The following is a 15258-nucleotide window of genomic DNA, read 5'->3' as shown; positions in this document are numbered from 1 at the left end:
TTGATCCTGGATCAGCGATCATAAATCAGGTCGAAAATCGCAGGATACGCGCCCTGTCATTCTTGCAATAGGTCAAGCCGAAGCGTACCTTCGGCTCTCTGATCGTTGGGATGTTGTGCAACGTCTTTGGATCATTCAGTTTCAAGGCGAGGCAGGTGTATGGAACCCACCTTATTTTCATTCATCTGGAAATACTCAAAAAAGCAGCAGATGGTGCTGTTGGCGCTGACAGTTTTGTCGTTTCCCTTCCTCTATGCGTCGCTTGAACTGCCAAAGCAGATCATCAATGACGCGATTGGTGCGCCCGCCGATACGGTGACGGTATTCGGGATCACCGTGACTCAGATTCAATATCTGATGATCCTCTGCTTTGCCTTTCTTGCCACTGTTATTGTCAGCGGTTTGATGAAGATGCGCATCAACACGATGAAGGGCATTCTGGCCGAACGCATGCTGCGCCGTCTGCGATTCACACTGATCAGCCGATCCATGCGGTTCCCGAAGTCTTATTTCGCCACCACCAGCCAGGGTGAGCTGGTATCGATGATCACGTCCGAAGCCGAGCCAATGGGTGGCCTGATGGGGGACGCAATCGCGCAGCCAGTTTTCCAGTTCGGCCAGATGATGACTATCGTCACCTTCCTGTTCATGCAAAGCGTCTGGTTCGGGTTGGCCAGTATTGCTCTGATCCCGTTACAGGCGTGGCTGATCCCCAAGCTGCAGCGGCAGATCAACTTGCTGAACAAGGACCGTATCCAAGAGGTTCGCCGCCTGAGCTCTGAGATCGGTGAAAGTGCCGCCGGTATCAGCGACTTGCGCACCAATGGCGGCTGGCGCTATCGCCTGGCGCAGTTCAGCCACCGCCTGGGCACCTTGTTCGAGATCCGGTTCAAGATCTACAACAAGAAATTTTTCATGAAATTCCTCAACAACCTGATCACGCAGATGACGCCCTTCCTGTTTTATTCGGTTGGCGGTTATCTGGCGATTACGGGTGAGGTGACGGTGGGTGCGCTGGTCGCGGCTTTGGGCGCGTACAAAGACCTCAGTGGCCCGTGGAAAGACCTTCTGACCTATTACAATCAAGTACAAGATATGTCGCTGCGTTGGGAAATCGTGACCGAGCGCTTTGCGCCTTTAAACATGATCCCCGAGCGCCTGTTCGAAGGCGTTCCAGAGACAATCCCACATCTGATCGGCAATGTTGAACTGCGTAATGTGACCGTGCGAGACGATGACGGGAAGACCATTCTTGAAGACATCGATCTGACCATTCCCCATGGCGCACGTGTTGCCATCCAGTCGACCCACGCTGCCGAACGTAGCGCATTGGCGCAGTTGCTGACGCGTGAATTGTTGCCGGTGCAGGGCGAAGTCGTCATGGCGGGTCACAACCTGAACGACCTGCACCAATCCGTGATTGCCGCCAGAATCGGTTACGCCTATTCGCGTCCCTATCTGTTTGACGGCACGTTGGGCGACAATCTTTTGATGCCGCTTCGCACGCACCCTCAGCATGAAAAAGACGCGCTGAAGCTACCCAGTCGCCGCCAGATCGAGGCGGTCCGGGCAGGCAATCCACCCGATTCACTCAGCGACGAGTGGATTGATCCGGGCTTGGCAGGGCTCGACGATATCGAGGATATCCGCGACTGGTGGTTCAAACTGGTCGAAGCGATGGGCATTGATGAGTTCATGTTCCGCCGAACCTTACGCTCCCGCTTCGATCCCGAAGTTCACCCGGAGTTGGCGCAAGAGATCGTCAATCTGCGCGAAACCGTTGCAGCCCGCCTGCAGGAGCGCGGCTTGGATCAGTATGTTTATCGCTTCGACCCGGATCTCTTTAACCCTGCGGTGCCTTTGGGCGGGAACCTTCTGTTCGCATCGCCGTCACACGATATCTCAGCCGATTTGTTGGCAGGTGACGGACGGTTCATGTCGATGCTGGCTGCTCACAAACTGGATGATGATGCGTTGCGCATTGCCGATGCGGTTTTGCAAACGCTGAACCAAACCTTTGGTCGGGATGGTGCAGATCACCCCCTGTTCTTGCGTTTGGGCCTGTCTAAGGACATGTATCACCGCCTTCTGGATATTGAGGAACAGCGCAATTCCAAAGGTGACGAGGCAATAAGTGTTCAGGATCGAGCACTTCTTCTGACCGTGCCTTTCATGCTGACCGCGGAACAGATCGGCCCCAGCTTCCCAGAGGAATATAAGGAAAAGATTCTTTCCATTCGCCACAGTCAGGCCGAAAGATTGCGCAGCGCTATGGACGGATTGTTTGTCCCGGTCTCACCTGATCTCTATGTCCCGCGGCTGACAGCAATGGAAAACGCGCTTTATGGCCGGGTTTCGATCATGGCTGGCGCTCATGTAGAAGAGATCGAAGACCTTGTGGCCGAAGTGCTCAATGAAGCCGGATTGCGCCGTCGCGCGGCGGCAATCATTTATGATCTGCCTTCGGGGCTGGGCGGAAATAATTTGCCGACGGTGTTTCAGGAGCGTGCCGCGTTTTCGCGTGCCGGGATCAAGCGGCCCGATATTCTGATCCTCGACAAGGCGCTTGCCAGCCACGATTCGGAAAGCCGCTTGCGTACCCGACTGAAACTGCGCGAGCTATTGCCCGACTCGATCATGATCTTCATGGAGGATCATTTTGCCCATCCCGAAGCCTACGACCTGTTTGTCGAGGTCAAAGACGGTCGCATCGACGGCGTGTCACGCGTACGACCGGAAACTGAAGATAGCTCCTCAGATGATCTCAGCCGGAAGCTCAAGATCATTTCTTCGACCGAGTTGTTCTCGCGCCTTGATGGTCGCAACCAGCGCCTGCTGGCGTTCTCGGCCCAATGGTATGAGGCCGCGGCGGGTCAAACCATATTCGCACGCGGCCAGGCGCCGGACGCGGCCTATCTGTGTATCTCGGGTGAGGCCAGTCTGAATCTGTTGGACAAGGATGGCGCGGTCGAAACGCTCTCGACGGTCGAACCCGGACGTCTGATCGGAGACCTCGCGATCATCACAAATGAACCACGACAGCTGGATCTGGTGGCGACTACGAATTGCGCATTCCTGAGAATCGGTGCTGAAGAACTGCGCGCGGTGATCGAAAGCGACGCAGGCGTCGCGGTCAAACTTCTCGAAACAGTGGCAGGTTATCTGTCATCGGCAGCGGAGCGACTGTTCCACCCTGGCACCACAACCGGACAAGAGGCGACCACGCAGCACGTCGAGCAGCCGAATGACACTTGATTATCAAAGGGCCTATGACCCCCATCAGGTTCTATTAACCGAAGCTCGGAAACGCCCCGAGCTTTGGCGTCTGATCGTTGGGATGGTCATTGTCGCTGCGGTTGTGCTCATCCTGAACACGATACTGTTCACCATGATCGCAAGTCTGGGATCCACCAAATGGGCGCGCGATTTCCTGAGCGGAACGTCCCCGGCGGCGCTTTTGGTCATTCTGGCCAGTTTCATCTTTGCCATTTTGGGGGTCGCACTCGCAGCAAGATGGGCCCAACGTCGCTCGCTCGCGACTGTGATCGGGCCGCAAACGGTGGCGATACGGCAGTTCTGGCGTGTCTTGCGTGCGTTGGTGTTGCTCGGTGTGGTTCTATTGATCTTGCCGCCTTATGATCTGGGGGCACCGCTGGTCGCCAATTTGCCGCTGTCCAAGTGGCTGATCTTACTGCCTCTGTCGGTTATCGCGGTCTTGATACAAACCAGCGCCGAAGAAATACTGTTCAGAGGCTACCTGCAACAAGGTCTGGCGGCGCGGTTCCAATCGCCGCTGATCTGGATGGTCCTGCCTTCGATTTTGTTTGCGGTCGGGCACTACAGCCCGTCGACAGCTGGTGACAATGCTCTGCTGATAGCCATCTGGGCGCTGGCTTTCGGGGTATTGGCTGCCGATCTTACCGCCAGATCTGGCACTCTGGGCCCGGCAATTGCCTTGCATTTCTTCAACAATTTTGCAGCACTGCTTGTGATTTCGTTGCCGGACAGCCTGAGCGGCCTGGCGCTGTATCACCTTCCGTATGAGGTCTCGGATACGCAGGCCATCCGACCCTGGCTGCTTGTCGACTTCGGGCTCATGATTGTGGGATGGCTCGCTGCGCGACTAGTCCTCAGGCGCTGATTGCAATTCCTGCGCCAGCGTCTTATTTGACGTCAACGCAGTCTCAGCAAGGTTCCGACATGAACTGGATCACAAACTACGTCCGCCCTCGGATCAACTCGATCTTCTCGCGCCGCGAAGTGCCCGAAAATCTTTGGCATAAGTGTGACGAATGCGGAACGATGTTGTTCCACCGCGAGCTGGCGGAAAACCAGAATGTCTGTACCCAGTGTGGTCATCACATGGCGATCACGCCGCGCGACCGTTTCACGCATCTGTTTGACGGCGGTATTTTTACCGAAGTGAAGGTCCCCGCGCCCAAGGATGACCCGCTGCAGTTCCGCGATCAGAAGAAATATCCCGACCGGATGAAGGCTGCGCAGAAAAAGACCGGCGAGAAAGAAGCGATGCTGGTCGCCACGGGTGAGATCGGACGTACTCCGATCGTGGCGGCGGCACAGGATTTCTCGTTCATGGGCGGCTCAATGGGCATGTTTGTGGGAAATGCGATCATCGCCGCAGCACAAGAGGCGGTGAAGCTGAAGCGCCCGCTTATCCTGTTCTCGGCAGCTGGCGGGGCGCGGATGCAGGAAGGCATCCTCAGCCTGATGCAGATGCCGCGCACCACGGTGGCGGTTGAAATGCTGAAAGAAGCAAACCTGCCTTACATCGTCGTGCTGACCCATCCGACTACGGGCGGCGTCACCGCGTCTTATGCGATGTTGGGCGACGTGCATATTTCGGAGCCGAATGCGCTGATCTGTTTCGCTGGCCCTCGTGTGATTGAACAGACTATCCGTGAAAAACTGCCCGAAGGCTTCCAGCGTGCTGAATATCTGCTGGATCACGGCATGCTGGATCGCGTCACCAAGCGCACCGAAATGCGCGAAGAGCTGATCACTATCACCCGAATGCTGATGAACCAGCCCCCGGCGGTCAAAGGTGATCTGCCGGCACCCGAGCCGGAAGCTGCAACAGAAGAAGCCCCCGCCGAGGACACGGCAGAAAAATGACCAACCAGAGTTCGGACGCCATCCTTGATCGGATGATGGCGCTGCATCCCAAGATCATCGATTTGACCTTGGACCGCGTCTGGCGTTTGCTGGCGGCACTCGACAACCCGCAGCTCAAACTGCCTCCGGTGATCCATATCGCGGGAACCAATGGCAAGGGCTCAACCCAGGCCATGATCCGCGCAGGGCTTGAAGGGGCAGCGTGCGCGGCCCATGCTTATACCTCGCCCCATCTGGCGCGCTTCCACGAACGCATTCGGCTGGCCGGAGAGCTGATTTCAGAGGCCGATCTGACGACGGTGCTGGATGAATGCTATGCTGCTAATGGCGGCGAGAACATCACCTATTTTGAGATCACCACCTGCGCCGCCTTGCTGGCTTTTGCGCGGACGAAAGCGGACTATACGCTGCTTGAGGTGGGTCTGGGCGGGCGTCTTGACGCCACAAATGTGATTGAACAACCCAAAGTAACGGTGATCACCCCGGTCTCGATCGACCACGAACAATTCCTCGGCAATACACTGGGCAAGATCGCGGCTGAAAAGGCCGGGATCATCAAACCGGGCGTGCCCTGCATCGTCGGTCCCCAGGAAGATGAAGCTTTGGAGGTCATCGAATACACCGCCGCCCGGCTTGGTGCGCCGCTGATGGTGCACGGTCAGCACTGGCATGTGCACGAGGAAAACGGTCGCCTCGTCTATCAGGACGAAACCGGCCTTCGCGACCTGCCGCTGCCCAATCTTCTGGGCGCGCATCAAATCCAGAACGCGGGTGCCGCGCTCGCAGTCCTGCGCCATCTGCAAATGGGAGACGCCGCCTATGAGGCCGCTGTCACCAAGGCCGAATGGCCCGCCCGGATGCAGCGCCTTAAAACGGGTCCGCTGATCGATCAGGCCCCTCAGGCTGAGCTTTGGCTGGATGGGGGGCACAATGCCGCCGCCGGAATCGCCTTGGCGGATGTATTGTCGAAGCTGCCTAAAAAGCCGACGCATATGATCTGCGGCATGCTCAATACAAAAGATGTTACAGGTTATCTCGCGCCTCTGGCCGCGCAAGCCGATACCCTCACCGCCGTCTCAATCCCGGGCGAAGCCAACACCCTCAGCGCCGAAGACACGGCCATGGCTGCTACAAAAGTCGATTTGCCCGCCTCGACGGCAGGCAGCGTAGCAGAAGCGCTCAGCGCGATCACCGCGAAAGACCCGCAAGCCCGTGTTCTGATTTGCGGTTCGCTTTATCTGGCGGGCAATATCCTGCGCGAGAACGGCTAAGGCTTCATCTGGCCAGAATACCTCGGGGGAGTCGCCAAAGGCGACGGGAGCAGTGCCCCCTACCGCCCCCAATCCTGATCCTGCATCTCACGTAGACGCGACGCTGTACGCTCAAACTCGAACGTTCCTTCACCTTCGACATACAGCATCTCGGGCTCCGCCGCCGCTGAACAGATCAGCCGCACTTTGGCTTCATAGAGCGCGTCGATCAGGGTCACAAAACGCTTGGCTTCGTTGAAATTGTTACGGGAGAGCCGTGGAACATCTTCCAGCACCAGAACCTTTACCGCCTCAGCGATGGCAAGATAGTCTCCGGGTCCCAGCATACGTCCGCAAAGATCGTAGAACGATGCTCGCGCCACTCCGTTTCGAAACGCGGGCAGAACAACTTCACGACCTTTGACCTGCAACGACAATGGCTCTGCGGGACCGCCGGATAGATCTTTCCAAACACCCCTGATCTTCTCACGTGCTTCTGGTCCAATGGGCGAGAAGTAGACCGGAGATCCCTCCAGTCGGTTTTGGCGATAGTCGGTCGGCGAAATCAGTTCCCAGACTTCAAGCTGCTCTTTGATATGCGCGATAAAAGGCAAGAAAAGCTGCCGGTTCAGCCCATCTTTGTACAGATCATCCGGATGCCGGTTCGAGGTCGTGACCACCACGACCCCACCCGCATGCAACATGTCGAACAACCGCCCAACGATCATGGCGTCGGTGATATCGGTGATCTGCATCTCATCAAAAGCCAGTACTTTGGCAGATTTCACAACCGCATTGGCCACCGGAGCCAAGGCATCCTCGATGCCATCTTCGCGGGCCTTGTGCAGCCCGGCGTGGATTTCTTGCATGAAGGCGTGAAAGTGTACGCGGCGCGCTGGAATATCGCCAAGTGTTTCAACGAACATATCCATCATCATGGATTTGCCACGCCCAACACCGCCCCAAAGATACAGACCCTGGGGTGGGGGCGGGGCCTTGCGGAAAAAACCACGCTTGACCGGTTCAGCCAGAGCCACCCGGATACGTTCAAACCGGGGTAGAACGGCCTCTTGCGCGTCATCACGCGTCAGCGTGCCATCCGCGATGCGCGCCTCGTAAAGCGATATCAAATCCGTCATATCCCGAGCCATAACGTTCGGTTCACCCGTTGAAAAGAAACCTTTTTCCGAACACATCAATTTTGCTGAACCGATACCACAAAACTCCTGAATTGACGGGTCTTGAGTTCACAGTAATCTGAGCCCTCAACAAAATCGGAGCCTTCATGCCCCAATCCGCACGTCTGCTGAATCCGATCCTGATCGTCGGGTGTATCATCATCACCGTCAGCTTCGCGGTGCGTGCGTCCTTTGGCGTATTTCAGATTCCCATCGCAGATGAATTCGGCTGGCTGCGCACCGATTTCTCGATGGCGATTGCCATTCAGAATCTTGCCTGGGGGATCGGGCAGCCGATCTTCGGGGCTATCGCCGAAAAGATCGGGGACCGGCGCGCCATCGTGCTGGGTGCTCTGACCTATACAGCGGGTATGGTTCTGAGCGCGTGGTCCGTGACGCCGTTCGGACATCAGATGTATGCGTGGCTTGTGGGGTTTGGCATAGCGGGAACCGGCTTTGGCGTGGTGCTGGCTGTCGTGGGGCGGGCCTCGTCCGATCAGAACCGCTCAATGTCGCTGGCCATCGTCACGGCGGCAGGCAGCTTTGGGCAGGTCATCGGCGCACCAACGGCTGAATGGTTGTTGAGTTTCCTGCCTTGGCAACAGGTCTTTCTGATCTTTGCCGCAGCGATCCTCGCACTGGTGCTGACTTTGCCTTACATGCGCGCGCTCAAACCCGCTGCAAAGAGTGAGTTGGAAGAAAGCATGAGCCAAATCCTTGGCAAAGCTCTTCGCGATCCGTCTTACGCGCTGATCGCCATCGGATTTTTCAGCTGCGGCTATCAGCTGGGCTTTGTCACCGCACATTTTCCGGCCTTCGTGACTGAAATGTGCGGCCCGATCCAGCCCGGAGGGCTTCTGCATTCAATTGGCATCACAACCACCTCGGCCCTCGGAGCGATTGCGATTTCCCTGATCGGTCTTGCGAATATCGGCGGGACCCTGTTGGCGGGCTGGGCCGGAAATCACTTTCCCAAGAAATACCTGCTGGCAGCGGTTTATACCGGCCGCACCATCGCGGCGGCCGCCTTCATCATGTTTCCGATCACACCGCTGACCGTGATCGCGTTCTCACTGGCTATGGGCTCTCTGTGGCTCGCAACGATCCCGCTCACCTCGGGCCTTGTCGCGCATCTGTTCGGTTTGCGGTACATGGGGACCCTGTATGGCATCGTGTTCCTCAGCCATCAGATCGGTAGTTTTCTGGGCATCTGGCTGGGTGGGCGCATGTATGATCTCTATGGAGACTATACGCTGGTCTGGTGGATTGGCGTCGGGATCGGAGCGTTCAGCGCCATCGTCCACCTGCCGATCCGCGAGGACCGCTCTGGCGTGGTCGCCGCAGCCTAATCAGGCCTGCTGATACTTGTCGATGATATAGCGGCTGGTCATCAGATCCAGATGCGCTCCGCCACCATTCTTGAATATCGTAATACTGGACGGGTCGGGCGAGAATTTCTCCAGCGCGTAGTAGTCTGCGATCAGGTCGTTGCCTGAGATCGCCCCCTCGGCAAGAGGGGTTTTGATCTCGCCAATGTGCTCAACCGTCGAGTCAAAGCTGTCCATGTAAATAGACCCACGCTGAAGCGCAGCGTCATCCGTCTCGCGCATGTCTGGCCTGTAAGCTCCAACAAGGTTCAGGTGCTGGCCGGGACGCAACCATTCTCCGCGGATGATGGGCTGAGTGCTCATCGTTGCGGTCGCGACGATATCTGCGCGATCTACGGCGTCCGGCAGGTCATAGGCAACGTCGACATTGTCAAACTTTTCGGCAAGGGCCTCGGCCTTCACGCTCGTCCTGTTCCACAAAGAAATCCGCGCGTGGGGGAAACCCGCTGTAAACGCCTCACACAAGGAAGCCGCAACTGGTCCGGCACCTAGGATCAATATGCTGCTGCTATCCGGGTTCGCCAACCGTAATGCCCCCAACAGGCTGTCACCGGCGGTCTTCCATTTGGTCACCAGAAAGAAATCAATCAATGCTGCAAGCCGACCATCCGCGTCGTCATACACACTGACCGAGCCGTCGATCACGGGTCGCCCGATCTGAGCATTACCCGGGAATATGGTTGTCGACTTGACCGCGATACCCAACCCGTCCACCCAGGCCGAACGCGACAGAAGGGTGTCGTCGCCTCGGTAGAGGAACGTATCTTCTATCTGTGCCTTCGGTCTCTGATGTCCCTTGGCAAGCGCTTCGGTCAGCTCAATCCAATCCAGATTGGCTTCTCCTTCTGCGAACGGTATCTGAAGAATGTTCACCGTGCCTGATCCTCCGATAACAGACCTTCGGCGACCAATCGCTCTGCCCAGCCTTGTGGCGTGTGGAAATGATGGGTCTGCCAGCCGCGCGCCCGCGCCGTTTCGATGTTGTCGATGCGATCATCAGCAAATAGCAGCGTCTCTGGCGCCAAACCACAATCGGCTTCCACCATTTCATAAATCGGCTGGTGCGGCTTGACGGCTTTCATCCGGCCCGAGACATATTGCCGGTCGAATTCGTTCAGAAACGGATAAACAGTGGTGGCATAATCGAAATTCTGCACCCCGAAGTTGGTCAGCGCAAAAACTGAAACATCGTTCGCACGCAGTGCCCGCAACAAGCGAACCGAATGCGGTATTTCGGGCGTTGCAAGTTCGATCCACTTGTCATGCCACATGCGAATTTCATCGCGCCATTTGGGGTACTTCTCGGCCCAGTCATAGATTGTGTCGGTAAAATGATGCCCCTGATCGACAAGATCATTCATCCCATGCAGATCAACCTCGGCAAACATAGCGCGACGGCGCTCTTCGCCGATGACCTTGTCGTAATAGCGTTCGGGTTGCCATTCGATCAGCACGTTCCCGATGTCGAAGATGACGGCTTCGATGGCCATGATGCGATCCCGCTCAAACTGCTCCAGTGCACATGGACTGAACCAATCCCAGGGCCGATATGCAAGCGCCAACCGCAGCGCGGAACGCGCTGCCTGGCCCAACGGAAGGCGATGCATCTTTGATGCGTCTCCGATCGGCGGGAGCGTTACCGACGCAACGCCGCCCGGATTTCCCGCTCGAGCGCGTCCAGAAATCGTGATCTGTCTGCCTTGCCAAAGGGTTTGCCCCCACCCCCTGCGCCCAGCGGGTTCGCCGCACGCAAGTCGGCCATCAGGTCGCGCATCGCCAGTTGCTGACCGATATTGGCCGCCGTGAAGGCCTCGCCATTGGGGCGCAGCACCCGCGCTTCGGCCTCGACGCATTTGGCAGCCAGCGGAATATCCGAGGTCACCACCACATCGCCCGGCCCACAGCGTTCAGCGATCCATTTATCCGCCTCGTCAGCGCCTTCGGACACGATGACGACCTGAACCAAGGGGTTAGCCGATGGACGCAGCCCTCCGTTCGAGACCAGAGCCATCGGCACCTGGTGCCGGGTTGCGACCCGCTCGGCCTCGGCCTTCACCGGACAGGCGTCGCCGTCGATATAAAGCGTCGTCACGCCTCTTTGGCCTGTTTCGCTGGTTTGGCCTTGGGCGCCGCTTTGCGCACCTTGAACTCTTCGGGGATCGGCATCCGATTGAACGCGTCCAGACCCGCGATCTTGTAAGCCTCGGCCAGGGTCGGATAGTTGAATGTGTTCTGTACGAAATAGTCCACCGTACCCTTCAGGTTCAGCACCGCCTGCGCGATATGGATCAATTCAGTCGCACCCTCACCAACGATCTGTACGCCCAAAACCCTGCGGGTTTTCAGTGAAAACAGCATCTTGAGCATCCCATGCTCCAGCCCCATGATATGCCCGCGTGAGGTTTCTCGGAACCGGGCTACGCCTACCTCATAAGGGATGCCGCGCTCCTGCAGTTCTTCTTCGGACATGCCGCAGGTCGAGATTTCGGGAACCGAATAGATGCCATAAGGATACCACGGGCTTTCCGGAAGGGTGGGGGTCTCGAGCGCGTGACAAGCCGCAACACGCCCCTGCTGTAGAGACGTGGAAGCCAGCGAAGGATGCCCGATTACATCACCCGTTGCATAGATATGCGGCACCGAGGTCTGATAGGTTTTCCGATCCACGCTTATGCGGTTGCGGTGATCCGTCTCGATCCCCACAGCGTCCAGGTTCAGGGCCGAGGTTGCCCCCATTCGCCCGGCTGCAAACAGCAGCATCTCGGCACGCACGTGGCGACCATTGTCCAGAGTGATCTCGACATGCGTGCCCGCGTCTTCAATCTTTTTGACGGCCGAGCCCAAGCGCAGATCGACGCCATTCTCGCGGATCTGATGGGTGAAATCATGGATCAGCGTCTTGTCGATGAAATCCAGAAACGTCTCGCGCGGTTCGATCAAGGTGACCCGAACGTCAAGCGCCGAGAACATAGTGGCATATTCGACGCCAATCACGCCGGCACCAATCACGCAGAGCGAACGCGGGATCTCCTCCATCTCGAGGAAATCGTCGCCATCAACGACGGTCTTGCCGTTGAATGGCACATAATCGGGCCGATAGGTCTTGGTGCCGGTGGCGATCAGGAACTTGGCCGCAGTAAGTCGCGTAGTCTCGCCCGCGTCCGTGGCAACTTCGACCTCGTGCGGGCCGGTGAATGTCGCCAGCCCGTTTAGGGTTTCAACGTGGTTGCGATTGAACTGATGTTCAAGCACATCTACCTCATGATCGAGTGTCATGTGCAACCGGGCTTTCAGGTCCTCAGCGCGGATCTGATCCTTCACTCTGTAGGAACGTCCGTAGAAACTGCGCTCGCGCCAGCCCGAAAGGTTCAACACAGTCTCGCGCAATGTTTTTGAGGGGATGGTGCCGGTATGCACCGAAACCCCGCCGAACCGGTCCTTGCGGTCGATCACCAGCACGCGTCGCTGCAATTTGCCAGCCTGAATAGCCGCCGAACGGCCCGAGGGGCCTGACCCGATTATGATCAGGTCATAGTCATATTTACTCATGCCTCAGTCTCCGTACAGCGCTTCGGCGTGGAAAGTGACGTGATCCTCCATGAAGGTGGACACGAAGTAATAGGAGTGATCATAGCCGGGCTGCAGACGATAAGTGGCCTGCTGACGACGCTCGGCGATTGCCTGCGCCAGCGCTTCGGGGCGCAGCAGATCCATGAATTGATCATTTGCACCGGTATCGATCAAGATCGGGCCATCAAAACCAACACTACGCATCATCAGCGAGGCGTCATGTTTTTTCCATGCGGCCTCATCTTCACCGAGATAAGCGCCCAGTTGCTTGCGGCCCCAATCCGAGCCCGTCGGGTTCGATATCGGCGCAAAGGCCGAGACCGAGCGGAACCGGCCCGGAAGGTTCATCGCAAGCGTCAACGCACCATGCCCGCCCATGGAATGCCCGGTGATTGCCTGACGTTCGGGGTCGATTGCGAAATTCTCTGCCAACAGCGTGGGAAGCTCTTCGGCGATGTAGTCCCACATATTAAAATGAGGCGCCCAAGGTGCCTGCGTTGCGTTAACATAGAACCCTGCGCCTTGACCCAGATCATAATCCTCATGATCTGCCACACCTTCGCCGCGCGGCGAGGTATCAGGGAACACCAGTGCAATGCCTTGTTCGGCGGCCCAACTCTGAGCGCCTGCCTTGGTCATGGCGTTTTCATGCGTACAGGTCAGCCCCGACAGATACCAAAGTATCGGAACCGGGCCGTCCTTCGCTTCGGCGGGAAGAAACAGACCGAATGTCATATCACATTTGCAGGCCGAGGAGGCATGGCGGTAGACGCCCTGCACACCACCGAAACAGGCATTTTCCGAAAGGGTTTCCATCAGGCTAGTTCCTCGCATTGGGTTTGTGCCATGGCTAACGTCCTGCGGCGTTGGCGTAAAGTCCGAGCGCCTTTAACGCGAGTATTTTTCGGGAAGGTGAAGATCAGAACGTACTGACCCAGCCGATCACGAAAGGCACGGTCACGATACTCGCGATGGTCGACAGCAGAATTGCAGCCGAGGCGCGTTGTGGGGCCACACCGTAATGCGCCGCAAGCATATAGACGTTGCCCGCCACCGGTAGCGAGGCTGCCGCAATCGCAACCATGGCCGGGAAGGGCGCAACCGGGATCAGCCAGATCACTATGACCGCCACGAAAAGCGGGTGCAGCACCAGTTTGCAGAAACTCAACCAGCCTGCGATCTGTATGCGCTCTGCGGATTTATCGGCCAGCGATGCTCCGATTGCAAATAGCGCACCTGGTGTGGCCGCTCCGCCCAGAATGGTCAGAAAGTCGTTCAATGGCGCGGGCATGGGGACGCGCAGAGCTGACCAGATCAATCCAGCCGATATCGACAGGATCATCGGGTTTTTCAGCAACCCGCGGCCGATCAGGCGCAAGGTGCTGGCGCTGATCCGGCCTTCGCGCCCGCCGTTGATCAGAATTACGATCAGCGATGAAAACACCACAAGATCCACGGTTAGGACCAACATCACCGGACCAATTGCAGCCTCAGAGAATAGAAGCGCCAGCATTGGCAGCCCCAGAAACCCGACATTCCCGATTGCTGCGCACTGCGCCTCGACCGCAGCGGTCGGAATGTCCAGTCTGCGCAGATAAGCCACAAGCGTTGCCAGCGCATAAACGCCGACGGTGCCCAGAAGATACCCGATGACCAGTCGGCCATCGAAGATCTCGGCAAAGGGCAACGTGGCGGCAAAGCGGAACAACATTGCCGACAGCGCAAAGAAGAAAACGAACTTAGTTAGGTAAGCCGTTGCTTCAGGAGGAAAGAATCTGCTGCGCCCCGCGCAATAGCCCAGGCCGATGATTGCAAAAAAGGGCAGGGTGCGCAGAAAAATCTCGACCATGCGAAAGTCGTAGCACGGTTTTTTGCGACGGCAAGACCGCGAAGACGTAGCTCATCGATATTCGCGACAAATTCGCGAATCTGGCGAAAATCATTGAAACTGAACCGACCGGTTTATACTGTGACGGGCAAGCAAATCAGGAGCCATCATGACCCAAGCCGCCACCATTCTGCGCACAGGCCGAAAATTCGATCAGGTTCTGCGCGGGGCTCGAGAGGTCTTCATGGCGGATGGTTTCGAAGGTGCAAGCGTCGACGACATCGCGCGTGCAGCGGGCGTGTCAAAGGCAACACTTTATAGCTATTTCCCCGATAAACGACTTTTATTCACCGAGGTTGTTCAAACCGAGTGTCGACTGATGTCCGAACGGATCATCGCCATGATCGACGAATCCAAACCTGCACGCGAAGTGCTTACAATCGCGGCAACACAGCTTACCGCTTTCCTCGTATCAGAGTTTGCGCAGCAAGTGTTCCGCATCTGCGTAGCCGAACGCGACCGATTTCCCGACCTTGGCAACGCCTTCTATGAGGCCGGGCCGCAGAATGGTCAGCAGAAGATGGCTGAATACCTGACCAAGGCTGTCACCAAAGGCGAGTTGGCCATCGAGGATGTGAATATTGCAGCCGAACAGTTCTCGGAACTCTGCAAGGTTCGCTTGTGGGGCAAAGCGGCATTCGGTATTCAAAGCAGTTTCTCACAAGACGAAATCGACGAGATTGCGTTGCAAGCGGTTGATATGTTCATGGCCCGTTACGGCGTCTAATCTGAGAAAGTTGTGGTGCGGGTGGAGGGGCTTGAAACCCTATATGTAGGTGTCTCAAGAAATCTCAGATAGAGAATAACTATATGAAAATGTTCAACTTACCTCCTACATCCGATCTCAATTA

General features: G+C 57.1%; 13 protein-coding genes. 6 read left to right on the top strand and 7 right to left on the bottom strand.

Annotation, left to right across the window (positions count from 1 at the left end; translation table 11 throughout):
- The first annotated feature begins 159 nt into the window (after positions 1-159).
- Genes ACR3EM_RS21030 through ACR3EM_RS21015 form a run of 4 tightly spaced genes read left to right on the top strand, consistent with a single transcriptional unit; the run spans position 160 to position 6404 of the window.
- Positions 160-3255 (top strand): ABC transporter transmembrane domain-containing protein, encoded by a 3096-nt coding sequence (locus ACR3EM_RS21030; protein WP_480472830.1) that lies wholly within the window; start codon positions 160-162, stop codon positions 3253-3255.
- On the top strand, positions 3245-4141 hold the full coding sequence (locus ACR3EM_RS21025) for a CPBP family intramembrane glutamic endopeptidase (protein WP_480472828.1): 897 nt from the start codon (positions 3245-3247) through the stop codon (positions 4139-4141). The genes ACR3EM_RS21030 and ACR3EM_RS21025 overlap by 11 nt, the downstream gene beginning before the upstream one ends.
- A 59-nt stretch (positions 4142-4200) precedes the next feature.
- Positions 4201-5133, top strand: coding sequence for an acetyl-CoA carboxylase, carboxyltransferase subunit beta (gene accD / locus ACR3EM_RS21020; protein WP_480472826.1), 933 nt, complete (start codon positions 4201-4203; stop codon positions 5131-5133).
- Positions 5130-6404: a bifunctional folylpolyglutamate synthase/dihydrofolate synthase gene (locus ACR3EM_RS21015; protein ID WP_480472824.1), complete on the top strand. Its 1275-nt coding sequence runs from the start codon at positions 5130-5132 to the stop codon at positions 6402-6404. Before accD ends, ACR3EM_RS21015 begins: the two co-directional genes overlap by 4 nt.
- 59 nt (positions 6405-6463) lie before the next feature.
- Here ACR3EM_RS21015 and zapE read toward each other — a convergent pair whose 3' ends face one another.
- Positions 6464-7522 carry a cell division protein ZapE gene (gene zapE / locus ACR3EM_RS21010; protein ID WP_480472822.1) on the bottom strand — a complete coding sequence of 353 codons (1059 nt, stop codon included), beginning with the start codon at positions 7520-7522 and terminating at the stop codon, positions 6464-6466.
- A gap of 146 nt (positions 7523-7668) precedes the next feature.
- On the opposite strand from zapE, the gene ACR3EM_RS21005 reads away from it, so the two are divergent.
- Positions 7669-8910, top strand: coding sequence for an MFS transporter (locus ACR3EM_RS21005; RefSeq protein ID WP_480472820.1), 1242 nt, complete (start codon positions 7669-7671; stop codon positions 8908-8910).
- Here ACR3EM_RS21005 and ACR3EM_RS21000 read toward each other — a convergent pair whose 3' ends face one another.
- The 6 genes from ACR3EM_RS21000 to ACR3EM_RS20975 all read right to left on the bottom strand — a co-directional run bounded on the left by ACR3EM_RS21000 (position 8911) and on the right by ACR3EM_RS20975 (position 14368).
- On the bottom strand, positions 8911-9822 hold the full coding sequence (locus ACR3EM_RS21000) for an ornithine cyclodeaminase family protein (RefSeq protein WP_480472818.1): 912 nt from the start codon (positions 9820-9822) through the stop codon (positions 8911-8913).
- Positions 9819-10439, bottom strand: a complete 621-nt coding sequence (locus ACR3EM_RS20995) for an HAD family hydrolase (RefSeq protein ID WP_480472920.1) — start codon at positions 10437-10439, stop codon at positions 9819-9821. The genes ACR3EM_RS21000 and ACR3EM_RS20995 overlap by 4 nt, the downstream gene beginning before the upstream one ends.
- A gap of 146 nt (positions 10440-10585) precedes the next feature.
- Positions 10586-11041, bottom strand: a complete 456-nt coding sequence (locus ACR3EM_RS20990; protein WP_480472816.1) for a YaiI/YqxD family protein — start codon at positions 11039-11041, stop codon at positions 10586-10588.
- Complete coding sequence (gene sthA / locus ACR3EM_RS20985) at positions 11038-12498, bottom strand: Si-specific NAD(P)(+) transhydrogenase (protein WP_480472814.1); 1461 nt, start codon at positions 12496-12498, stop codon at positions 11038-11040. Before sthA ends, ACR3EM_RS20990 begins: the two co-directional genes overlap by 4 nt.
- A gap of 3 nt (positions 12499-12501) precedes the next feature.
- Complete coding sequence (fghA, locus tag ACR3EM_RS20980; protein ID WP_480472812.1) at positions 12502-13335, bottom strand: S-formylglutathione hydrolase; 834 nt, start codon at positions 13333-13335, stop codon at positions 12502-12504.
- A 103-nt stretch (positions 13336-13438) separates the two neighbouring features.
- Positions 13439-14368, bottom strand: a complete 930-nt coding sequence (locus tag ACR3EM_RS20975; RefSeq protein WP_480472810.1) for an AEC family transporter — start codon at positions 14366-14368, stop codon at positions 13439-13441.
- Between the two features lie 148 nt (positions 14369-14516).
- Here ACR3EM_RS20975 and ACR3EM_RS20970 point away from each other — a divergent pair, with 148 nt between their 5' ends.
- A complete protein-coding gene (locus ACR3EM_RS20970; RefSeq protein ID WP_480472808.1) occupies positions 14517-15134 on the top strand; it encodes a TetR/AcrR family transcriptional regulator in 618 nt (205 codons plus the stop codon).
- Positions 15135-15258 lie beyond the last annotated feature (124 nt).

This window comes from Ruegeria sp. AH3 (genome assembly GCF_056536265.1).
Note: the sequence above shows the minus strand (reverse complement) of the source record. Positions and strands in the feature narration are given on the sequence as shown.

Excerpts from the sequence above, each read along its gene's own strand:
- ACR3EM_RS21030 (WP_480472830.1), top strand. The coding sequence starts at position 160 with ATGGAACCCACCTTATTTTCATTCATCTGGAAATACTCAAAAAAGCAG.
- ACR3EM_RS21025 (WP_480472828.1), top strand. The coding sequence starts at position 3,245 with ATGACACTTGATTATCAAAGGGCCTATGACCCCCATCAGGTTCTATTA.
- accD (WP_480472826.1), top strand. The coding sequence starts at position 4,201 with ATGAACTGGATCACAAACTACGTCCGCCCTCGGATCAACTCGATCTTC.
- ACR3EM_RS21015 (WP_480472824.1), top strand. The coding sequence starts at position 5,130 with ATGACCAACCAGAGTTCGGACGCCATCCTTGATCGGATGATGGCGCTG.
- zapE (WP_480472822.1), bottom strand. The coding sequence starts at position 7,522 with ATGACGGATTTGATATCGCTTTACGAGGCGCGCATCGCGGATGGCACG.
- ACR3EM_RS21005 (WP_480472820.1), top strand. The coding sequence starts at position 7,669 with ATGCCCCAATCCGCACGTCTGCTGAATCCGATCCTGATCGTCGGGTGT.
- ACR3EM_RS20995 (WP_480472920.1), bottom strand. The coding sequence starts at position 10,439 with ATGGCCATCGAAGCCGTCATCTTCGACATCGGGAACGTGCTGATCGAA.
- sthA (WP_480472814.1), bottom strand. The coding sequence starts at position 12,498 with ATGAGTAAATATGACTATGACCTGATCATAATCGGGTCAGGCCCCTCG.
- fghA (WP_480472812.1), bottom strand. The coding sequence starts at position 13,335 with ATGGAAACCCTTTCGGAAAATGCCTGTTTCGGTGGTGTGCAGGGCGTC.
- ACR3EM_RS20975 (WP_480472810.1), bottom strand. The coding sequence starts at position 14,368 with ATGGTCGAGATTTTTCTGCGCACCCTGCCCTTTTTTGCAATCATCGGC.
- ACR3EM_RS20970 (WP_480472808.1), top strand. The coding sequence starts at position 14,517 with ATGACCCAAGCCGCCACCATTCTGCGCACAGGCCGAAAATTCGATCAG.